The sequence below is a fragment of the Pseudoalteromonas agarivorans genome (assembly GCF_024518735.1).
Taxonomy (GTDB): domain Bacteria; phylum Pseudomonadota; class Gammaproteobacteria; order Enterobacterales; family Alteromonadaceae; genus Pseudoalteromonas; species Pseudoalteromonas atlantica.
Genome location: NZ_JANIGJ010000005.1, coordinates 171,529 through 194,324 on the forward strand (window position 1 = coordinate 171,529; position 22,796 = coordinate 194,324).

General features: G+C 41.7%; 18 protein-coding genes. 11 read left to right on the forward strand and 7 right to left on the reverse strand.

What is annotated here, in order from left to right:
- The first annotated feature begins 227 nt into the window (after positions 1-227).
- The 7 genes from NQT65_RS10940 to NQT65_RS10970 all read left to right on the forward strand — a co-directional run bounded on the left by NQT65_RS10940 (position 228) and on the right by NQT65_RS10970 (position 9,847).
- Entirely contained in the window at positions 228-1,736 is a 1,509-nt protein-coding gene (locus NQT65_RS10940; RefSeq protein ID WP_256851185.1) for an efflux transporter outer membrane subunit, read from the forward strand.
- Positions 1,736-3,280 carry an MFS transporter gene (locus NQT65_RS10945; protein WP_256851186.1) on the forward strand — a complete coding sequence of 515 codons (1,545 nt, stop codon included), beginning with the start codon at positions 1,736-1,738 and terminating at the stop codon, positions 3,278-3,280. The genes NQT65_RS10940 and NQT65_RS10945 overlap by 1 nt, the downstream gene beginning before the upstream one ends.
- A gap of 24 nt (positions 3,281-3,304) precedes the next feature.
- Entirely contained in the window at positions 3,305-4,339 is a 1,035-nt protein-coding gene (locus NQT65_RS10950) for an HlyD family secretion protein (protein WP_256851187.1), read from the forward strand.
- A gap of 289 nt (positions 4,340-4,628) precedes the next feature.
- Positions 4,629-6,218 carry a peptide chain release factor 3 gene (gene prfC, locus NQT65_RS10955; RefSeq protein ID WP_004586154.1) on the forward strand — a complete coding sequence of 530 codons (1,590 nt, stop codon included), beginning with the start codon at positions 4,629-4,631 and terminating at the stop codon, positions 6,216-6,218.
- Between the two features lie 62 nt (positions 6,219-6,280).
- The gene (gene argS / locus NQT65_RS10960) at positions 6,281-8,023 is read left to right on the forward strand and encodes an arginine--tRNA ligase (RefSeq protein WP_256851188.1); all 1,743 of its coding nucleotides are present in this window, start codon (positions 6,281-6,283) and stop codon (positions 8,021-8,023) included.
- 405 nt (positions 8,024-8,428) lie between these two features.
- A complete protein-coding gene (gene pdxH, locus NQT65_RS10965; RefSeq protein ID WP_004586156.1) occupies positions 8,429-9,067 on the forward strand; it encodes a pyridoxamine 5'-phosphate oxidase in 639 nt (212 codons plus the stop codon).
- Positions 9,068-9,079: 12 nt separating this feature from the next.
- The gene (locus tag NQT65_RS10970) at positions 9,080-9,847 is read left to right on the forward strand and encodes a TatD family hydrolase (protein WP_256851189.1); all 768 of its coding nucleotides are present in this window, start codon (positions 9,080-9,082) and stop codon (positions 9,845-9,847) included.
- On the opposite strand, the gene NQT65_RS10975 is transcribed toward NQT65_RS10970, so the two are convergent.
- On the reverse strand, positions 9,814-10,434 hold the full coding sequence (locus NQT65_RS10975; protein ID WP_004586158.1) for an AhpA/YtjB family protein: 621 nt from the start codon (positions 10,432-10,434) through the stop codon (positions 9,814-9,816). The genes NQT65_RS10970 and NQT65_RS10975 overlap by 34 nt on opposite strands.
- A 151-nt stretch (positions 10,435-10,585) precedes the next feature.
- Between NQT65_RS10975 and serB the strand changes: the two genes are divergently transcribed.
- Positions 10,586-11,602, forward strand: a complete 1,017-nt coding sequence (gene serB, locus NQT65_RS10980) for a phosphoserine phosphatase SerB (protein ID WP_004586159.1) — start codon at positions 10,586-10,588, stop codon at positions 11,600-11,602.
- 189 nt (positions 11,603-11,791) lie between these two features.
- On the opposite strand, the gene NQT65_RS10985 is transcribed toward serB, so the two are convergent.
- Entirely contained in the window at positions 11,792-14,269 is a 2,478-nt protein-coding gene (locus NQT65_RS10985) for a PilZ domain-containing protein (RefSeq protein ID WP_126007987.1), read from the reverse strand.
- A 359-nt stretch (positions 14,270-14,628) separates the two neighbouring features.
- Here NQT65_RS10985 and radA point away from each other — a divergent pair, with 359 nt between their 5' ends.
- The 3 genes from radA (at position 14,629) to NQT65_RS11000 (ending at position 18,066) form a co-directional block, all read left to right on the forward strand.
- On the forward strand, positions 14,629-16,014 hold the full coding sequence (radA, locus tag NQT65_RS10990; RefSeq protein ID WP_004586161.1) for a DNA repair protein RadA: 1,386 nt from the start codon (positions 14,629-14,631) through the stop codon (positions 16,012-16,014).
- Between the two features lie 75 nt (positions 16,015-16,089).
- A complete protein-coding gene (locus NQT65_RS10995; protein ID WP_029774278.1) occupies positions 16,090-17,022 on the forward strand; it encodes an aq_1923 C-terminal domain in 933 nt (310 codons plus the stop codon).
- A 192-nt stretch (positions 17,023-17,214) separates the two neighbouring features.
- Entirely contained in the window at positions 17,215-18,066 is an 852-nt protein-coding gene (locus tag NQT65_RS11000; RefSeq protein WP_256851190.1) for a tetratricopeptide repeat protein, read from the forward strand.
- A 120-nt stretch (positions 18,067-18,186) separates the two neighbouring features.
- Here NQT65_RS11000 and serA read toward each other — a convergent pair whose 3' ends face one another.
- The 5 genes from serA to metK form a co-directional block, all read right to left on the reverse strand.
- On the reverse strand, positions 18,187-19,416 hold the full coding sequence (serA, locus tag NQT65_RS11005) for a phosphoglycerate dehydrogenase (RefSeq protein WP_004586164.1): 1,230 nt from the start codon (positions 19,414-19,416) through the stop codon (positions 18,187-18,189).
- Between the two features lie 9 nt (positions 19,417-19,425).
- On the reverse strand, positions 19,426-20,079 hold the full coding sequence (rpiA, locus tag NQT65_RS11010) for a ribose-5-phosphate isomerase RpiA (protein WP_004586165.1): 654 nt from the start codon (positions 20,077-20,079) through the stop codon (positions 19,426-19,428).
- 37 nt (positions 20,080-20,116) lie between these two features.
- Positions 20,117-20,713 (reverse strand): 5-formyltetrahydrofolate cyclo-ligase, encoded by a 597-nt coding sequence (locus NQT65_RS11015; protein ID WP_256851191.1) that lies wholly within the window; start codon positions 20,711-20,713, stop codon positions 20,117-20,119.
- Positions 20,714-20,732: 19 nt separating this feature from the next.
- On the reverse strand, positions 20,733-21,275 hold the full coding sequence (locus tag NQT65_RS11020; protein ID WP_256851192.1) for a hypothetical protein: 543 nt from the start codon (positions 21,273-21,275) through the stop codon (positions 20,733-20,735).
- 308 nt (positions 21,276-21,583) lie between these two features.
- Positions 21,584-22,735: a methionine adenosyltransferase gene (metK, locus tag NQT65_RS11025; RefSeq protein ID WP_256851193.1), complete on the reverse strand. Its 1,152-nt coding sequence runs from the start codon at positions 22,733-22,735 to the stop codon at positions 21,584-21,586.
- Between the last annotated feature and the right edge of the window lie 61 nt (positions 22,736-22,796).

Sequence of the window (22,796 nt, forward strand, 5' to 3'; positions counted from 1 at the left end):
TGACATAATGTTAAATTACGCCTAGTATATCAAACCGAGCGGTACAGTTCAATTTGAGCTTTAAGTTAAGGGTGTTTTTAGCAGCTGTTAACTATCGGTATTACCCTGTTTAAATGTATTTAAGGTGTGACTAGGCAGCAATTAGCGTGCTTAGCTTTTTTTTGTCTATCACTCGAACCGAGCGGTACAGTACATAAATAATTGTGTTATTAATTTAGGATTTAAAAATGGCTAATCAGTGTCTTAATAAAAGACTTTTTAATTATTCGCGGCATTCAGCTATTGCGCTTACATTAGCTGCGGCTTTGTCGGGTTGTGTAGTGGGTCCTAACTTTGAAGAGCCTAATACAAATATAAACAACGATGCTATAAAGCCAACTCCCGAATTTACTCAGCTACAACGTGGTAATGCTGAATTGGCGTGGAATTGGTGGACAATTTTAAACGATCCTATTTTAACGGAGCTAGAGCGCAAAGCACAGTTAGGTAATCTTGACTTACAGCTAGCATCAAGCCGAATTGCCCAAAGCCGCGCGGCATTGGGTATTGCATCGGCAGACCGCTTACCCAGTGTATCTGCTGGGTTTGACTACAAGCGCGAAGGGCTGAGCGAAAATGGTAAGTTTGTTGCACTCGGTGCGCCCTCAGACCCTGATAACTTTTGGCAGCTTGGTTTTGATGCCAGCTGGGAACTTGATTTATGGGGCCGTAATAAACGTGTTGAAGAAGGGGCCGTCGCTATGCTGCAGGCCTCTTTGTATGCGCGTGAAGCCGCCCGTGTTAGCTTAGCTGGCGAGGTGGCTAAAACGTATTTGTTACTGCGCAGTGCGCAAACGCAGCTCAACATAACACACGAAAACAAAACCATTGCAGAGCGTGTGTTAAAGCTTGCACAAAGCCGCGAAAAAAACGGTGTAAGTACACGTTTTGAAACAATTAGTGCAAAAGCAGAGCTGGCAACAATTAATGCTGCGCTACCAGAGCAAACGCAGCGCCGTAATGTGTTAATGAACGCGCTTGCGTTGCTAGTAGGTGAAAAACCACGTGCCTTAAATACTTTGTTAGCCGAGCGTATTGCTGCGCCCGTTATGCCAAGCGAAATCCCTTCGGCTATTCCATCAGAGTTTGTGAAACGCCGCCCAGATATTTTACAAGCGCAAGCAAACTTACACAGTGCTGTTGCCGCTATTGGCGCAGCTAAAGCGAATTTTTACCCACGCATTACTTTAACGGGCTCATTAGGGGTTGAGGGGTATGCGCAGAGTGATTTATCAACCTGGGATTCACGTGTTTTTTCAGTGGGACCAAATGTTTATTTGCCTATTTTTCAGGGTGGGCGCTTAAAATCACAGCTTAAGCTGACTAAAGAGCGCGAGAAAAACGCGGCATTAACGTATCGTCAAACTGTACTAAAAGCGTGGCACGAAGTTGATAACGCAGTAGATGGTTGGGCTGCGCAGCAAAATCACCATCACAAAGTTGAAATTGCTCACGACTTTAATAAGCAGGCTTTACAAACCGTTGAAAGAGCCTACCAGCAAGGGGCAGCCGACTACCTTAGCGTTTTAACGGCGCAGCGTAATTTATTAGCAAGCCAAACTAAGTTAAATAACAGTGCAACCAATGCCTCGATTGCGGTTGTAAATTTGTATAAATCTCTCGGTGGTGGCTGGAACCCAGACGCGCTACCTGAAAGTGCGCTTGCGCCAATGTCAGCCAAGGCGGAGGGCGAGTAATGAATGCAGTCACGATTAATGTGCCTGTACAAAATGCGGCACCTGTTGCTAAGACCGCAGGGCCATCAAAACAAGCACTGGCTGGGCTATTAGGCATTTTTATTGCCGCTATGATGGCGGGTTTAAATAACCGAGTAGGGGCACTTGGATTAGCAGATGTGAGGGGCGTAATAGGGGCAAGTTTAGATGATGCCTCTTGGCTTTCAAGCGCCTATACCGTTGGCGAGCTAATCGCTATGCCTTTTGCTTCGTGGTTTGCCATTACGTTATCGGTTAGACGCTTTCATATTTCTATGGTGACTATATGTGGCGTTATTGCGGCTATTTTGCCTTTTATTCATGATTTAAACTTATTAATTGCACTGCGTTTTGTGCAAGGGGTAAGTAGTGGCGCGCTCATTCCAATATTAATGATGGCTGCACTTAAATTTTTACCCCCTAACATACGTTTACACGGTTTAGCGCTTTACGCGATGACCGCTACATTCGCCCCAAATTTAGCTATGTGGCTAAGCGGGCAGTGGGCTGATGTGTTATCGGACTGGCGCTGGATTTACTGGCAAGTTATTCCGCTTTGTATTATTGCGGGCTCACTAACTGCGTGGGGGCTCCCAAAAGAGGGCGTTAAATATGCGCGCTTTAAAGAAGGAAATTGGTTAGGCCTAGTGTGCGGCGTATCGTCTTTGACGTTAATTGCCATCGCGCTTGATCAAGGTGTGCGTTTAGATTGGTTTAATTCATCGCTTATTAGTGTGTGTTTTTTTGGTGGGCTAATTTTATTTGGCTGCTACGTATTAACCGAGTGGCATCACAAAGCGCCGTTTATGAGACCGCAATTATTAGGCCGACGCAATTTAGGAATTGGCTCTGTACTACTTACCATGTTGCTAGTGGTGTTGATGTCGGGCTCAATGTTGCCCTCAACCCATTTAGCCAATTTGCATAGCTATAGAGCATTACAGCTAGCGCCAGTAGGGTTATTAATTGCGCTACCACAACTTGTACTTGGCTCGGTAGTGGCACTGCTTTTATACAAAAAATGGGTAGACGCCCGCATTGTGATGTCAATTGGATTATTTTTAATTGCGCTGGCCTGTTTTAGCGGCGCACAAATTACGCCTTTATGGCATCGGGATCAATTTATCACAGCGCAGCTGTTGCAAGCATTTGGCCAGCCCATGGCTGTGGTCTCTATTTTATTTTTAATGACCAGTGTACTAGACCCAAGCGAAGGGCCGTTTTTTTCGGGAACCATAAACACATTACGTGTGTTTGGCTCGCTTATTGGCGGGGCTGTTGTGGGGCAGCTATTAACGGTGCGCAGTCATTTTCATAACGAAATGCTATTAGACCGCGCCTCTATGGTTGGTAACTCATTGGCAAACACCATACCTAATGAGCAATTAGGTGGCGTTATTGCCCAGCAAACGTTAGTGATGTCGGTAGGTGATGCCTACTTGGTGCTTGGTGTGTTAGCACTTGTATTAATTCCGCTGGCGCTATGTATGAACTTTGTACCAGCCCCGAATCTTAGTAAATCTTAAATTTTAATCGTTGAGTAATATATTATGGCCTTACCAAAAGTAGTTAAATTAACCGTTGCAGCAACTATACTTGCCGTTGTTGCAGGCAGTATTATTTATCTTAATAAATCGGAGTCGCAAAGTGCAACTCAAACAACTGACGATGCCTACGTGCAAGCCGACTTTACCTTTGTGGCACCTCAGGTATCTGGCACGGTAGATCAAGTACTCATTAAAGATAACCAGCGAGTACAAAAAGGCGATTTAATTGCCACCATAGATAATCGCGATTTTGTAGTGGCCCTAGATTCCGCTAAAGCCCAAGCTAATAGTGCTAAAGCAAGTGTAGCTAGCTTGCAAGCTAAGTTAACTTATCAAGATTCGCTGGTACAACAAGCGCAAGCTGCGGTAGAGGCCGACATTGCATCACTTAAATTAGCGCAGTTAAATTTAAAGCGTTATACCAACTTAGCAACCGATGGCTCAGGCACTGTGCAAGCACGAGAAGAAGCACAAGCAAAGCTGGCTATTCAAAAAGCAAACTTGCATAAAAACCAAGCAGGCCTTGCAGCAGCAAAGCAGCAGATTGAAATTTTACGTGCCGATATTGAAAAAGCCAAAGCTGTGCTTGTACAAGCTAAAGCACGTGTAGTAGATGCCGAACTTAAGTTATCGTACACCCAAATTGCAGCGCCTATTGATGGCATAGTTGGCCAAAAACCGGTGCGTGTAGGGGCATATGTAAACCCAGGCAGCCCGCTATTGGTTGTTGTACCACTTGATAAAGTGTTTGTTAGTGCGAACTACCGTGAAACTCAGCTAGCTAATGTAAAAGTAGGCCAAGAAGTTGAAATAAAAGTAGATGCACTACCAGGGCAAATTTTACGCGGCCACGTTGATAGCCTAAGCCCTGCCAGTGGCGTGAGCTACTCAGCCATTGGTGCACATAACGCCACGGGAAACTTCACCAAAATTGTGCAGCGCTTACCGGTTAAAATTAGCTTAGATGCAAACCAGCCAGCGCTTAAGCAGTTACGAGTAGGTATGTCGGTGGTGCCAAGTATTTCAATAACGCAGTAGCACATTGCGTTAATTACAGGGCCAGTAACCATGTTGCTGGCCCTTAAAATTAGTTACTCCTTCCTTTTGCATATAAAGCCAAGATATTTTTGAGTTAGATAGCACACTTTTATACCGACTCCTGTTACAATTGCCACTATTAAAAAATTAGCTATATGGCGTTAATTGTTGTCAATTTATTCACACTAAATTGCTCAAAGCCCAGTTAATAACGATCAACTTAACGGGTTGCCTTGCATACACTCAATGTTATGCATGTAACTTGGCATCAAACTAAAAGAACTTATTAATGGCAGACCAGAATATTATCAACGAAATTAGCAAGCGAAGGACTTTTGCAATCATATCGCACCCGGATGCTGGTAAAACCACCATCACCGAGAAAGTACTTTTGTTCGGACAAGCGATTCAAAAAGCCGGTACTGTAAAAGGCCGTGGCTCTAATCAGCATGCAAAGTCTGACTGGATGGAAATGGAAAAAGAGCGTGGTATATCGGTTACTACCTCTGTAATGCAGTTTCCGTATAACAATGCGCTGGTTAATTTACTTGATACCCCTGGACACGAAGACTTCTCAGAAGATACTTACCGTACATTGACCGCGGTAGATTCGTGTTTAATGGTTATTGATGCCGCAAAAGGTGTAGAAGAACGTACCCGTAAGCTAATGGAAGTTACGCGCCTACGTACCACGCCTATTGTTACCTTTATGAATAAGTGTGACCGTGATATTCGTGACCCAATGGAACTACTCGATGAAGTAGAAACAGAGCTAAATATTGCCTGTGCGCCTATTACTTGGCCAATTGGTTGTGGTAAAGAGTTTAAAGGTGTTTATCACATTCATAACGACGAAGCGGTTTTATACAAAACAGGCCAAGGTCATACTATTCAAGAAGTTCGCACTGTAAAAGGCCTAGATAACCCAGAGCTTGATACCGCCATTGGTGAAGAACTCGCTGAGCAATTACGTGAAGAGCTAGAGCTGGTAATTGGTGCCTCAAATGAGTTTGATCTTGAATTGTTTTTAGCAGGTGAGCTTTCTCCGGTGTACTTTGGTACTGCCCTTGGTAACTTTGGTGTAGACCATGTACTTGATGGTTTAACGCAATGGGCACCAACGCCATTACCGCGCGAAACAGATGACCGCCAAGTAATCGCAACAGAAGAAAACTTTACCGGCTTTGTGTTTAAAATTCAGGCCAACATGGACCCTAAACACCGTGACCGCATTGCCTTTATGCGTATTGTGTCGGGCAAATACAGCCAAGGCATGAAAATGAACCACGTACGCCTTGGTAAGCAAATTAGTATTTCTGATGCGGTAACCTTTATGGCGGGCGATCGTGAGCGCGCAGCAGATGCATATGCGGGCGATATTATTGGTTTGCATAACCACGGTACCATTCAAATTGGTGATACCTTTACGCAAGGCGAAAAGCTTAAATTTAGCGGTATTCCTAACTTTGCGCCTGAGCTATTTCGTCGTATTCGTTTGCGCGATCCGCTCAAACAAAAGCAATTATTAAAAGGCTTAGTACAACTTTCTGAAGAAGGTGCTGTACAGGTATTTAGACCGCTTACTAACAACGATTTAATTGTAGGCGCGGTAGGTGTACTACAGTTTGACGTAGTTGTAGCGCGCTTAAAAGCTGAATACAACGTAGATGCAATTTACGAAGGCGTAAATGTAAATACGGCACGTTGGGTAAGCAGCGACGATGTTAAAAAGTTTGAAGAGTTTAAACGTAAGTGCGAAAGCAACTTAGCACTCGATGGTGGCGATAACTTAACTTACATAGCACCGAGCCGTGTAAACCTTAACTTATCGGTAGAGCGTTACCCAGAGGTAACCTTTAACCATACGCGCGAAAACTAGAATCGACTGACTAAAGTTAACTGAAAGCCTGCTATGGCGGGCTTACAAAGGTAAATAATATAATGAACATTCGTACTATTTTAGTAGAAAAAGCCATTGCCGCCATGACCGCAGCAGGCCTACCAGAAGACACAAACCCAGCTGTTACACAAAGCACACGCCCACAGTTTGGTGATTACCAAATTAATGGTGCAATGGGCGCCGCTAAAAAAATGAAAAGCAACCCACGTGAGCTTGCGCAAAAAATTATTGATAACCTAGATGTAACCGACATCGCTGAAAAAACAGAAATTGCCGGCCCTGGTTTTATTAATATTCATTTAAAGCCTGAGTTTTTAGCCAACAGTGTAAAAGCAGCAAACAACGATGCAAAACTGGCTGTAAACGAGCACGCAAATCCGCAAACTGTCGTGGTAGATTACTCATCACCTAACCTTGCAAAAGAAATGCACGTAGGCCATTTGCGTTCAACCATTATTGGTGATGCCATTGTACGTGCGCTTGAATTTAGAGGCGACAAAGTCATTCGTCAAAACCACATGGGCGATTGGGGCACACAGTTTGGTATGCTAATTGCGCATTTAGAAGATCAAATTAGCCAAGGCGTAGACTTAGAGTCGGTAGCGCTTGCTGATTTAGAAACGTTTTACCGCGATGCTAAAAAACGTTTTGACGATGAAGAAGGCTTTGCCGATAAAGCCCGTGACTATGTAGTTAAACTACAAGGCGGCGACGCGCACTGTGAAAAGTTATGGAAGCTATTTATAGCGACCTCTGTTAAGCACTCTGAGGAAGTTTACAAACGTCTAAACGTAACGCTTACCCAAGACGATATTATGGCTGAAAGTGCTTACAACAGTGAGCTTAACGATATTATTAGCCTATTAAAAGATAAAAACATAGCGGTAGAGTCGCAAGGCGCACAAGTAGTGTTTTTAGATGAACTTGCTAATAAAGATGGTGAGCCATCGGCGTTTATCGTGCAAAAATCTGGCGGCGGCTTTTTATATGCAACCACCGATTTAGCCGCGTGTAACTACCGCTCAAATAACTTAGGCGCTGAGCGTATTTTAATATTTGTTGATGCACGCCAAAGCCTTCACTTTAATCAAGTGGAGCTTACCGCACGTAAAGCAGGCCTTTTACGCGATGAAACAAGCTATGAGTTTTGCCCGTTTGGCACCATGATGGGCGCCGATGGTAAACCATTTAAAACCCGTACAGGTGGTACAGTAAAACTTGCTGATTTACTTGAAGAGTCAATTAGCCGTGCAGCAACAAAACTTGCTGAGCGTGAATCTGATTTATCAGATCATGATCGCAGCGAAATTGCGCGTAAAGTAGGTATTGGCGCTGTTAAATACGCTGATCTTTCTAAGCATCGTACCAGCGATTACATATTCAACTGGGACACCATGTTAAGCTTTGAAGGCGCAACAGCACCTTACTTACAATATGCTTATACTCGTGTGCGCAGTATTTTCCGTAAATCAGGTGTCGATGCCGCTACGCTAAATGCAGATGTAGCCATAGCCGAGCCGCAAGAAAAAGCACTCGCGCTTAAACTGCTTCAGCTTGAAGAAGTCCTTGATTTAATGATCTCTGAGGCTACTCCGCACGTACTATGTAGCTACTTATACGAGCTAGCTAGCCTATACATGACATTCTATGAAGCTTGCCCAGTACTAAAAGAAGGCGTAGAGCCAAACGTACGTGACAGCCGTTTAGTGTTATGTAATTTAGTGGCAGATACACTAAAAACAGGATTGGATTTGCTTGGCATTGAAGTCATGGAGCAAATGTAATTACCGTCGTATTTTAACCTAATACTGCGTTATCCACCCCAACTTACCCTAATCACATACAAATCGTATGCTCATAGGGATAAGTAGGGGTGAATGCCTTGTCTTAGGCTAAACTACTTAGGTGAACCTTCTGCCTCGTGTAGTTCGCTTTGACTGCGTTGTCGTGCTTTTTTAGCCTAAGTCACATACTAACTGTATGCTCCTTGGCATAAAAAAGCACTTCGCCTTGTCAGCACTCCTACACTTGCAGATATATAGGTTTGCACCGTAGGTTGGGTTGAGTGAAACGAAACCCAACATTAAACTAACAATAAAAAAAACATTTTTATTTTTGCTCTTATAACGATTAACAGCCTGACCTTAACTTACCCACATACGCTTTAATAAACAGAGAAGGATTTGTTTATGAAACTCGAAGACATCCGCCGTGAATACCTGCAAGACGCGCTAAGCGAAGATAACTTGCAAGATGATCCATTCAAACAATTTGAAACGTGGCTTGAGCATGCTGTGGGCAGTAATATCCCAGACCCAACGGCCATGGTTGTGGCAACGGTTGATGAAACCGGGCAACCTTCACAGCGTATTGTATTGTTAAAACATTTAGATGATAACGGGTTTGTATTTTTTACTAATACCGGCTCACGTAAAGCGCAAGAGCTAAAAGGTAATAACAAAATATCGCTGCACTTTCCGTGGCACCATATGGAGCGCCAAGTGATTGTATACGGCGAGGCAAAACCATTACCGACGGCTGCAGTCGCTAAATATTTTTTATCGCGCCCTAAAGAAAGCCAATTAGCAGCATGGGCCTCAGCGCAAAGCAGGCCGGTCTCATCGCGCAAAGTACTTATGGAAACCTTTGCTAATATGAAGAGTAAATTTGCTAATGGTGAAATTCCATTGCCTGATTTTTGGGGCGGTTACTGCGTAGTCCCTTCTAAAATTGAGTTTTGGCAAGGTGGAGCACATCGTTTACACGACCGCTTTATATATCAGCGCCAAACAGATAATAGCTGGCAAATAACACGTTTAAACCCTTAACCGGTTTACGCTGTGAAGTTTATAGATTCCCACTGCCACCTCGATTTTACTGAGTTTGACGCAAACCGCGGATCACTCATAAAAGAGTGTATGGCTAAAGGTGTTGAGCGCTTTATTGTGCCAGGTATTAGCTTGGCGCAATCTCAGCAGCTAATTGAATTTAAAGCTAAATACCCACAAGTACATATTGCCGCAGGGCTTCACCCTTACTTTTTAGATGAGCATAAAGATGCTCACTTAGCGCAGTTATTCGATTTTGCAAAAGCCAATAAAAAGCAGTTGGTGGCAATAGGGGAGTGCGGGCTTGATAGAAGTATTGATGACCTTGAAAAACAAACCAGCCTATTTGAGCAACACATTACCCTTGCTAATGAGCTCAAGCTGCCGCTTATTGTGCATCACAGACAAAGCCATGATTTAATTGCGCATGCGTTTAAGCGCTGCAAGCCAAAATATGGCGGCGTGATACATGCATACTCAGGCTCCATGCAACAAGCACAGTATTATATTAAACAGGGCTTTAAATTAGGTGTAGGTGGCGTTATTACCTATGAACGAGCAGCAAAAACCCGTGATGTAATTGCTCAAATAGAACCGCAGCATTTAGTGCTTGAGACGGACGCGCCCTCAATGCCATTAAGTGGCCATCAGGGAGAAATTAACACCCCTGCGCATATTCCTGCTGTATTTGAAGTTTTATGTAGCTTAAAGCCAAATAGCAATAAAGCCGGACTTGCTCAGCAGCTTTACGATTCTTGCTCTGAGGTTTTTTGCATATAGCGATTTACCTGCCAACGTTTTAGGCCTCGCCCTAGCTGCCATGTAAAAATACAGGCTATTACTAGCATTAATAAAACTTGCCTGCCTAAATCATGAAAGTGATTATGGCTGTCAGATATTGCCGCGCGGGTTAAATAAGTAATAGATACAAAGCCTAAAGGCTTATCTATGTCGCTTACAACGGGCTCAACAAATGGGGTTTTTAATTTACTAATCCCTGGGGTAGACTCTGGCAATTGGCCAAATATGTGGTGCGATTGCCAGTGATCGCTGCTGGCTATAAGTACGCCTTGCTGATCGTAAATTGTGGCTGAAAGTACAAACTCGTCTTTGCTTATATCATTACACAAAGCTCTAAGCTGTGGCTTATTTTTAGCAAGCAGAGGCTCTTTAGCATTAAGAGCCATAAATGAGGTTAAGCTTTTGGCAGTATTATCGGCACTATTATAAAGTAGTTGGTGGCTTTCAAAGCTACTGTTAACACCTACAAAACTCAGTAATACAAAACAGCCCGCAGCCAATAACAAGCGAACGATTCGCTTTCTTTGTGATGCAGACAAAGGGCTTTTTATATGGTTATTTTTCATAGTCACCGTATATGCTACTGACAGCATTTTGATTTGATGTTACAACTACGCTAACTATAACCTTAAATCTACCCCGATGGCGAATTTAGCGTTATGAATACCCTAATTGATACGCCAAATTAGAAAAATAAATAACAAACACGGAGAACCCATGTCGCAAATGAACATGGCACAGCCAGCTGCTGAGCAAGCATTACATTCTTTAACGCTAAACACATGGTTTGATTACAAAGAAGGGAGTTTTACTCCTGCTCAAACAATACCAGATAAAACCGTTGGGTTATTTAGTATTGCGTTTGCGGGCGATTTTGAACTAAAGCATGTAACGAGTATTATCGACTTTTTAAAAACGCACGCGCTTAAAGTAACCGCTGTATGTCAATATCAGCCCGACTTAGGGTTAGCCCCAGCTCTGTGTTTTTATAGCCCAGAGGCAGAGCAAAAAATTAACCCGCTTGCGCTAAGAGAGTTTGCAAACACGCTTGACTTTCAGCTAGTGCAAGTTACAACGCCACCTAACCTATATGAGCCAGGGCTGCTGGTTATGGATATGGACTCTACCGCCATCACCATAGAGTGCATTGATGAAATTGCACGTTTAGCAGATGTATATGACGATGTGGCTTCTGTAACCGCGCTTGCAATGGCGGGCAAACTAGATTTTAGCGAAAGTTTAAATCAGCGTGTAGCAAAGTTAGCCGGCATAGAGCAAAGTTTAATTGAAGATTTAAAAAACACCTTACCATTAATGCCAGGTATTAAAGCGTTATGCCAAATATTAAAGCAGCATAATTGGTATCTTGCTATAGCATCAGGCGGGTTTGTGCCCTTTGCCGAGCGTGTACAGCAGCTGATTAATTTAGATGAAGTACATGCTAATGTGCTTGAATTTGCAAACGATAAACTCACAGGAAAAGTCTCTGGTGCCATTGTTGATGCGCAGCAAAAAGCGGTTGTTTTAGAAACACTGCAGCAAAAGCTGGGCTTAGCAAATACGCAAACGGTAGCCATTGGCGATGGTGCAAACGATTTGCTAATGATGGAAAAAGCAGGATTAGGCGTTGCCGTACATGGTAAACCAAAAGTGGTGGAGCAAGCTCAAGCGGCTATATGTCAGGGCTCGTTACTGCAATTGCTGTATATGCTGGCTATTCCCTTAAATAAGTAACCTGAGAATAACCACCAAAATAAGTTATACCAATCGGGTTAAGTTATTAGACATTTATAGCGATAGATAAATAGCGTGATAACAAGGCATAAGTTTCGACATGTAGTTGTTCTACATGAGAAATTTATAACGCCGCTAACGTTTTATTTAGCACGCTATAAACTTTTAAGTCGATTGGTATTAAGCCGCTTAGCGCAAGCGGTTTAACCACAGCAGCTTTCTGCGGCCCATTTGAGCGACCTGCTTTTGATCTAACTCTAAATGGCTAAGCGCTTCGTCGGTTATATCTACAATATCACCCACCCCAGATACAGCCCACAGCGCTTCTTCTATGTCTTTTGCTTTGTGCATTGCATATTGGCTTACATATTTAAGTTCGTTTGATAGGTAGTCTGTATCTGGGCGACCCGTTCGCGATAAGTACAAGCGCATAACAAATACCAGCTCAGACTTAACGCCTGCGCTAATTTGCTCACTAAAGCTCGAATAGTTTTCGCCTAGTACGCATTGGCTCGTCACAGCCTTTTCAATGTTATCTTGTTTAGGGTCAAAATTAATTGCGAGTGTAAACGGCAAAGGCGGGTCTTGTCGGCTACGATCTTTAATGCTTGGGGTGATCACATCAATAATTTGTTGCTGCGTTAAAATATGGCTTAGGTCAGTTTTATTATTTAATAAGCCAAAATTTTGTAAAATCACGTGAATTGGGCTGGCATATAAACCAAAACCTATGGCTCCTGGAATAAAGTGGCTTGCTTCTTTATGTAAATAAAGCGGGAATTGGCACACACTTTTGGTCACCATATTTCTCAGTGCGGTAGAAAGGCCTTCTATTTTAGGGGCTTCTTCAGACACTTTTAATTTATCTTTATTACTTTGAATTAATTGGGTAAAAAAGTTAACCCCTGCATGTGGTAAGTCAGCAACTCTGTTGGCTTTTAAATTAATGGTCGTTAACGACTTACTAATTGCCATCACTTCGTATTTAAGCTCACTTAAATTATGCTTTTTAGTTATTTTTTGTAAATCGGGGAAAGACAGTAAAACAATATCGCCTTTTTTAAAGCTAACCGGCGAGGCTGACTCTAATTGCAAGCCCATAACCGAAAAATCCCGAGTATGAGCCTGATACTGCTTATCCTCAAACGTAAGCTCGGCAGGTGTTTTATATAAGTAACGTTTGTGAGAGCGTAAATTTACATACTCTAGTGGCACAATATCTAAATAAGGAGGCTTATTATGCTTAGCGTGGCCAAAATGTTTAAGCTGGTTAACTAACGCCTTATCGTAGGGCTGCTTCTTATAGTGCGCTTGTTCTTCACTGTTACCAATGGCGGTTAAAACCGCAATGTATTTTACATCTTTTATAAGGCCAGCCACTCTTGGAGAAGGTGGCTTATTTAGCTTTTCTATGTTTTTACCCGCCGAATTAGGCAACGATAATGGAATAAACGAATCATCAGGGTGGCTTGGCATAACTTGTAATTTAAAGCATTGCCAGCTGTCTTTTTGGCTACCAAACCCTAAAAATAGGTTTCTTAATTTAGGGTTGTTATTAAGCTCTGTACGCGTGGCTGAGTAGTAATAAATTTTTCCTGCAGAAACATGAGTAAACGTATATAAGTAATCTTCTTTTACAGCGTTTACTTGGGTAAGCATTTGGCTAATACGTTGATTATTTAAAATGCTATATAAGCAGGGCACTTTTCGTTCATCAGTAAAATAGCGCTGAATAAAAATATTGTTTTCAGTGGTTAGGCTTAAACTAGGAACAATTTGTTCGCCTTTTTTACTTAAAAACACGTATAAAGAGGTAACGCGCGGAATATAATATTGCTCATAACCCTTTGAAACCACAGCATCTAGGGTGTTATCTAGGTTCACTTTATAGCGGCGTTTATTACCGTTTATAAAGCTATCTAAAAAATTATCGAATGCTTCATTTTTTTCTATAAAAGTACGCTTTAAACGAATGTGGTTATATTCACGAGATATATTTTCAACTGCAACTACTTCATATTGAATGCCATTTTTAAGGCCTAGCTCAAAATCTTGCTCAAGCCCTACTAGCCGCATGGCAATTAGCTGCCCTTTTTTTATAATTTGGCGGGTAGGAAGCTTAATTTTACAACCACTCAAAGAGATATCTGAGGTACTCGCGGCAATGTTTTTCTTATCGTTGTACTCAATTTTAACTTTAATCGAGTAGTTCATTCGCTCCTCAGAGCGGCTTTCATAAGAGGCAAATTTTATTACGCTGGTAGTCAGAGTGTCGTTTTCAACTTGTGTATCACTTTGCTCTTGTGCTTGTTTTTGTAATACGCGATGGTTGTTTTCGGTATTCATTACCGCTTCGTATACCGCTAAAGTATAGCCGCCGTGTTGTTTTAAGGCTGCCTCAAATACTTCTATGGCGGTGTCATCCATAAAGTGCTGTTTACCATTGTGCTCATACGGGCGAACTTGGCCTGTTACTAAGCCTCGCAGGTCAACAAAACGGGCAACTGGCTGAGATAGGCGCGACATTTCCATTTTCATTAAAAACTGCTCAGGCTTTGTTAAACCTGCCGTTTTAGATTTGAAAATTAGGTCGAACTTTGCGTTACCTAAATAGGTTTTTAGCTCATTTACGAGGTCTTCGTGTTTGAGCAGTATGTCTTCAGCCATTTATAAATCGTCACCGTCTAATTGAAAAGTAGGTATACTGTAAAGTCCATTTATTTGAAAAATTCAATAAACGTAACATCGTGCTATGTTATTAATATAGGTACGATTTTTCGTGTAAGTACAGTTTAACTCTTGTTATTATGTGTTAAATGCCAATTTGTTGGCAAGTTACTTTAAAGTATTTAAAAGCAATAAGTATGCCCTAACTTAAAGTAAAAGAGAAAATTACATGTGTTTGTTTCTAATATAGATCCTTGATTGGCTTTAGCAATGTAGCGCTGCTATGTCGTTCTCCCCATGATAAAATAAACAACTAAATGTATGCATTTTAAATTAAAGAATAGTAGGTAAGGTTATAAATGGCTAAAGCGGCAAAAGTAGAATTTGTTTGTACAGAGTGTGGTATGAACTATCAACGTTGGCAAGGTCAGTGTCGCTGTGGTGCGTGGAACACGTTGGCAGAATTTAAACCCTCTGCAGGGCAAAGTAAAAAAGCCGCTGCGCGAGCAACCGTTGGTGGTTATGCAGGTGGCATTGGTGGCGGCTCTAAAAAAATTGATGATGTAGCCACCACCGAGGCCGAAAAGCAGCTAACAGAAATAGGCGAGCTTGACCGTGTACTAAGCGGCGGCGTGACCACGGGCTCGGTTAATATTATATCGGGCGACCCAGGGGCAGGTAAAACAACGCTGTTATCTGATTTAGTAGCCAGAATGTCGCAGCGTATGCCATCACTTTACTGTACTGCTGAGGAGTCGTTGTCGCAGTTTAAAAACCGTGTAAACCGCTTAAAGCTTAACTATAACGCCGATGAGCTTTATTTACTTTCTGAAACTAGCGTAGAAACCATTATTGAAGAGCTTGATAAAAATAAAATTAAGTTTGCTGTTATCGACTCTATTCAGGCGGTTGTAACCGACACTGCAAATGGCAGCCCTGGTTCGCCTTCGCAAGTAAAAAGTGCCGCACAAGCGCTTACTCAGTATTGTAAGCAAAACGATGTCACTATGTTTATTATTGCCCATGTAAATAAAAACAACGAAATTGCAGGGCCGCAAACATTAGTGCATATAGTGGATGCCTTATTGCACATTGACACGAATGATGGACAGGTACGTACGCTTAGAGCTAACAAAAACCGTTTTGGTGATATTGATACCGTAGGCATTTTTAAAATGTGCGAACGCGGCATGCTAAGTGTTGATAACCCCAGCGAGATTTTTTTATCGGGATCAAGTACTGAATCACCAGGCTCTACTATTACGTGTATCCGAAAAGGTAACCGTAATTTATTGCTCGAAATTCAATGTTTAACCACCGAAACCGAAGCCGAATTTCCGCAGCGTGTGTGCGTGGGTTTAAACATGAACCGAATAAAAATGCTCACTGGTATTTTACGCAAACACACCAAAACTAAAATATTTCACGATACGTTTTTTAATATTGTGGGCGGCTTACGAATCGATGAAACCGAAACCTGTATTGATTTAGCGTTAGTAACCGCGCTTTTAAGCAGCTTAAACGAGTTTGTTGTACCGCGTACAACCTGCATTATGGGTGAGCTTAGTTTAAACGGCGATGTGCGCCCAATCGACAGCGGTGTACCACGGGTTAAAGAAGCGGCTCAGCATGGGTTTACTGAAATATTTATTCCGTTTCGTAATTACCATAAATCGATGGAAGGACTAGGAGCTAAAATTACGCCAGTAAAAACCGTGCACGAGTTACTGAGTTTAATTAATTAACGCTTACAGCGGCTGCTGTGCAATGTTACTCTTGAGCAAACACAATTTATATACAGATCAGAATAAGGAAATAGCATGAAAAAACTCGTAATAGCCATAGCCATTGTTGCAGCTGGCGTAGGCGGTGTTAGCTACGCAAACTATGTAGCAACTCAAGAAGTACGTACCGAAGTAGACAAGCAGCTTGCTTTAGTGAGCGATCAAACCGGTGCAACATTTAAATACGCGGGTTTATCGGCAAGTGTTATTTCTCAAAGTGTTGAAATTACTAACATGGAAGTAATTAGCCCTGAAGGTGATAACGTAGCGCATATTCAAAGTATTGAAGTAACCGGTTATGAAACCGATAAAATATCGCCACATACATCGTTTACAGTAAAAAGCTTTCAGTTTGATAAGGACTTTGTAGCAAAACTACCTGCTGATACAAACGAAATGCTTGCCTCTGCAAGTTACGACTTAAGCTCATCACTCGATTACGATGAACAATCTGGCGACAGTGACGTGGTTTTAAAACTAGATGCAAAAGATATTGCTAGTTTTAATATGGATGTAGGCCTTGCTAACTCTAAAGCATTAATGGATGCATCCCTTGCTATAAGCAAAGCGCAGCAAGAAGCAGGTGACACGCCACTTACGTACGAGCAAGAGTTACAACAGCAAACCTTAGTTATGCAAGCTATGAGTAAGCTTGAGCCACGAAATATTAATTTAGTACTTAATAACCAAGGCAAATTAAAAGAGCTATTTGTGAGCGAGCTTGAAAAACAAGGTATGACGCTTGAGCAAATGCAAATGACGCTACAGCAACAGTTACAGCAAGCTCCCGTAACTGAAGAAATTGCACAGGCGCTAACTGATTTTGCCAAAGGTTTAAACTCATTAAGCATATCGGCAAAATTGCCTGAAGGTAAAACCATGATGGAAGTAAACCAGCAAATAATGATGTTAGCTGGCCAGCCAGAAGAGCTAGTTAAATTTGTTAATTTAGAAGTTAAAGGCGAGTAAAGTCGTTTTAGCTTTGTAGTTGCCTATATGGTTGGCTGCAAACAATGAAGTTGTTAGAGCGTGGGTATATCTCACGCTTTTTTGTGCAATATAATAATCTGTTTTTAAATGCTTTTTCATTGGTTGAACTGCTTGTTTTTTAGTCTCTGTTTGGCTAGTGTATTAATTATACATACGGAAATGGACCTAATTATGCGCTTATTTTTAATTCTTACCCAAGTAATAACCTTATCACTTTCGCCTACCTTATCAGCAAAAACTAATTTTGAGTACAATATCAAGGTGGAGTCATGCTCTTCAGAAAAATGTAAGGAAGAGTTTAAAAAACTAAAGCGATACTCACGTCAACAGATCCCACTTGCTCAAGAGATGTTGGGCACTTTTTATTATAATGGTTATGGTGTAGAGCAAGATTTAAAAAAAGCAAGAAGGTACTTTTATGAAGCCGCTCGTTGGGGGCTGCCTAATAGCCAGTTTAAACTTGGCATAATGATGATTGAAGGCCAAGGTGGTGAAGTTAATAGAAGCCTTGGCTTTACAAACTTACGACACGCCGCTAAAAAGTTACCAAAAGCAAATTATTATATTGCAGCATATATGCTAACTAATAACCCGACAAATGATGATGCTTTAGAAGCAAAAGAAAAGCTAGAACTGGCAGCAAATAAGGGCTATGTGAGGGCAAATTTTTTACTAGCTAAAGTGTATGAATCAGCAATTTTAGGTCAATCCAATAAAGAAAAAGCAATTAAGCATTATAAAAAGGCGGCTATAAAAGACCCAAGGGCAAAACTAAAGCTTGCCTCTTTAGGCATTGATTTACCAAGAGAGCCTGAAAATAAAGATATTGAGCGTATAACCGTTGTCAGAGAAAAGCAAACAATGGGTAATTTTATCACTAATATAAAAAATATGCCTAGTATGCGAACCGCCGTATCGAGTCGTATTAAAGGAGGTAAATGCGAGGATAGCATCAGCTGTGAAAGTATAAGTGGTTATGAAAACTTGAAACTGTTTAAGCAAGGCGCTACTCAAGGTTTATAATGGGCACCTAGCTAAATGCGTTGAAATGAGAGCCTAAAGTTAAGTTAGCTTTAAAATAAAAAAAACACCGTATTTATTTTAAACACGGTGTTTATTTAATTATTTTTTACACTTCATCTTTTAGTGAAGAATACGCGCTCTAATTGTACCTTCTACTGCGCTTAGCTCTTTAAGTGCAACTTCTGACTGATCGGTATCTACGTCAATAACTACATAACCAATTGATTCATCAGTTTGTAAGTACTGAGCGGCAATGTTAATACCGTGCTGGGCAAACGCTTGGTTAATTTGTGTAAGTACGCCAGGGCGGTTGTGGTGTACGTGCAATAAGCGGCTACGGTTAGCAAGCTCTGGTAGCGAAACCTCAGGGAAGTTAACCGCTGTAATAGTTGAACCATTATCTGAGTATTTAGCTAATTTACCGGCTACTTCAATACCAATGTTTTCTTGCGCTTCTTGGGTTGAACCACCAATGTGCGGCGTTAAAATAACGTTGTCGAATTCACGCAGTGGCGATACAAATTCTTCTTCGTTAGATTTTGGCTCAACAGGGAATACATCAATAGCTGCGCCGCTTAGCTTTTTCTCGCTAAGTGCTTCGGCAAGTGCATCAATATCCACTACAGTACCGCGTGAAGCGTTAATTAGTATTGAGCCTTGCTTCATTACGGCAAGTTCTGCTGTGCCAATTAGGTTTTTAGTTTGCGGTGTTTCTGGTACGTGTAAACTAATAATATCAGCGCGCTGTAAAAGCTGTGTTAGGTTATGAATTTGTGTTGCATTACCTAAAGAGAGCTTATCTTCAATGTCGTAATACTCTACGTTCATACCTATGTTTTCAGCCATAATACCAAGCTGTGTACCTATGTGGCCGTAACCAATAATCCCGAGCGTTTTACCACGCGCTTCAAACGAGCCGGTTGCTGTTTTTAACCAGCCGCCACGGTGCGCTGCTGCATTACGCTCTGGAATACCACGTAATAGTAATAGTATTTCGCCAAGTACAAGTTCAGCCACTGAACGAGTGTTTGAAAACGGTGCATTAAATACCGCAATACCGCGCTCGCGAGCTGAGTTTAAGTCAACTTGGTTAGTACCAATACAAAAACAACCAATGGCTACTAGCTTTTCAGCTGAGTCTAAAACTGCTTGGTTAATATGAGTACGAGAACGAAGCCCTACAAAGTGCACATCTTTAATACGCTCTTTAAGTTCGTCCTCAGGTAGCGATGTTTTTACGTAGTCGATGTTGCTGTAACCATTACGTTTAAGCGTTTCTACTGCGCTTTGGTGAACACCTTCAAGCAAGAGAATTTTAATTTTGTCTTTTGCTAACGATACCTTACTCATAACCTCATCCTATTTAATTTGTGGCCCATTTTTAGTGCCGATAATCACTTTATCAGCGCCGCGCATCGCAAATAGGCCGTTGGTAACTACGCCAACAATTGAATTAATTTGTGTTTCAAGTTGTTTGGCATTACTAATACTTAAATTGTGTACATCTAAAATAACGTTACCGTTATCGGTTACTACGCCTTGGCGGTACACAGGGTCGCCACCAAGTTTTAATAATTCACGCGCTACGTAGCTGCGTGCCATGGGTATAACTTCTACCGGAAGCGGGAAGTCACCCAATGTATCTACTAATTTTGTGTCATCAACAATACAAACAAATTGTTTTGCAACGGCTGCAACTATTTTTTCGCGGGTAAGTGCTGCGCCGCCGCCTTTGATCATTTCGTTTTGGGCATTAATTTCATCTGCGCCGTCTACGTATACATCAAGAGCATCTACATCGTTTAGCTCAAACACTTCAATACCTAATGCGTGTAAACGCGCTGTTGAAGCCTCAGAGCTAGATACCGCACCCGTTATGGTGTCTTTTACTGTGCCTAGGGCATCAATAAAATGATTTACGGTAGAGCCTGTCCCCACACCAACAATGGTGTTTTCTTTTACAAACTCGAGTGCAGCCCACGCAGCTGCTTTTTTTAATTCGTCTTGCGTCATTGTTATGCTCATATTTCAAATGTGTAGTGGGTGTTTATTACCAGCGATAAATTTTATCGGGAGTAATAATGGTTTTAAGTGGAACATCCCACGATTCAATTGGCAGTGCATCTACTTTTTGGCAGCTGTGTGCTAAGCCTATAAGTTGCGGTTTTTGCCAATTGTAAGCGTGTAATTGCGCCAGTGTTTTATCGTAAAATCCACCCCCCATTCCTAATCGATTACCTTGATTATCAAATGCTACAAGTGGCATCAGTAAGTAATCTAAATCAGTTAATGGGCATATTTGAGAGCAGTTCAGCTTAGGCTCCAAGATACCATAGCGATTTGCTCTCATGGGTGAGTTTTTTTCATAGCGTTGAAACAGCAAAGTAGCCCCATTAAATGGGTGTATAACGGGTAAGTAAAGGGAGTGGCCTTGTTGCCATAACTCATTAATTAACAATGAGGTATCTAATTCTCCATCGTTACTAAAGTAAATGGCTATATGTTTTTTTGAGGCTGTTTTATCGCTATTTAGCTGTTGAGTAAAATTCAACTTTAGCTGTGCCGCGGCTTTTTCTTGCTGTTTTTTTGATAGATTATTGCGTAATTGGCGAATAGATTGGCGTATGTGTGTACGTTTATTGCTCATTGTAATTACGCACCTTTGATTAATTAGACACTAAATCAGGAAAAGCTAAGTAAACAGCAAGCACAATAAGTAGTAAAACGGCAGTGGCAATCAGTGAATATAACAAAGTATTGCTACGCGTTTTAACGGGTTCATCGAGCTGCTCGTCAAGCATAAGATCATCTTCTTGCCAGTCATCGCTTTCGTCTGTAGGGCTTTTTAGCTCATTGCTTGGAAGCCTTTGTTCTAGCTCTTCTAGTTTTTCTTCTAGGCGGATCAGGCTGCTTGTTATGTAATCAAGGGCATCAAAAATCCGTTCATCGCGCTGACTAGCTGCGCTAGGGCTTTGAGTGGGCAGCTCACCTGTGGCTTGTAACTTACTTTTAATGCCTAGGCTTGCCAGTAATTTGGCCTGCTTTAAGGCTTTGTCTTTATTGCTAGGTGCAAAGAGTGCTTTGCCATTAAAAAACTGAGTTACTTTATCTTCAGACGTTTTTAGTTTACTTGCTAAATTAACGCAGGCCGTTTTAGCCTCAGTGCCCTCGGCGAGCCCTACAAACATAACGCGAAAATTATTGGCCATTTACTTATCCCTTAAGCTTTTATTATGCAAAGAGTATATACCTAAAACCGTACGAAATTCGAGGGCTAGCTAATACCAATTTAATTCAAAACACGATTAGTTTAGCGTATTAAATAGCGCACTGACTGCGTTAAAATTATTTATATAAAATAACTGTACGCCGTAAATTCCTTTGTTATTGCACTCTTTACTGGGTGCTATGATAAATAACTAAATTAATGCAATTGATATAAAGCGCATAATTAGCCTTTGCTTTAGATATAAAAACGGCCCTTAAAAGGGCCGTTTATTATTTAATGCATTTTGGCTTAAAGGCCAGCAGCTGCGCGAAGTGCGTCTGCTTTATCTGTACGTTCCCATGGGAATTCGTCACGACCAAAGTGACCGTATGCCGCTGTTGGTTGGTAGATAGGGCGCTCTAAATCAAGCATTTGAATTAAGCCGTAAGGGCGTAGGTCAAAGTGCTCACGAATAAGCTCAATTAAACGACCTTCTTCAAGCTTGCTCGTACCAAAGGTTTCAACGCTGATAGAGGTAGGCTCTGCCACACCAATTGCGTAAGATACTTGTAGCTCACACTTATCAGCAAGGCCTGCAGCCACTACGTTTTTAGCTACGTAACGTGCAGCGTATGCAGCTGAGCGGTCAACTTTTGATGGATCTTTACCTGAGAAAGCACCACCACCGTGACGTGCCATACCACCGTATGTATCTACGATGATTTTACGACCTGTTAAACCACAGTCGCCCATTGGTCCGCCAATTACAAAACGACCCGTTGGGTTAATGAAAAATTTAGTCGCGCTAGTAATAAGCTCGGCAGGAAGTACTGGCTTAATGATGGTTTCCATCACGGCTTCTACTAAGTCATTTTGCGAAATTTCTTCTGCGTGCTGAGTAGAAAGTACAACTGCATCAATACCTACTGGCTTGCCGTTTTCGTATGCAAAAGTTACTTGAGATTTTGCATCTGGGCGTAACCAGTTAAGCTCGCCGCTTTTACGTACTTGCGCTTGGCGCTCTACTAAACGGTGTGAGTAAGTAATTGGCGCAGGCATTAGTACTTCTGTTTCGTTACATGCATAACCAAACATTAAGCCTTGGTCGCCAGCACCTTGTTCTTCTGGGCTAGTACGGTCAACACCTTGGTTAATATCAGGAGACTGCTTACCAATTGTGTTTAAAATTGCACACGAGTCTGCATCGAAACCCATGTCTGAATGCGTGTAGCCAATTTCACGTACTGTTTTACGTGTAATTTCTTCAATATCAACCCATGCGCTAGTGGTAATTTCACCACCAACCATAACCATACCGGTTTTTACGTAAGTTTCGCACGCAACACGGGCATGAGAGTCTTGCTCTAGGATAGCATCAAGTACCGCATCAGAGATTTGATCGGCGATTTTATCCGGATGACCTTCAGAAACAGATTCAGAAGTAAATAAATGTTTTGCCATTGTATTTCTGCTCACAAATATTGCGCTTCACAAACGTCGGTATTAGCGCTAAAAAATTAAG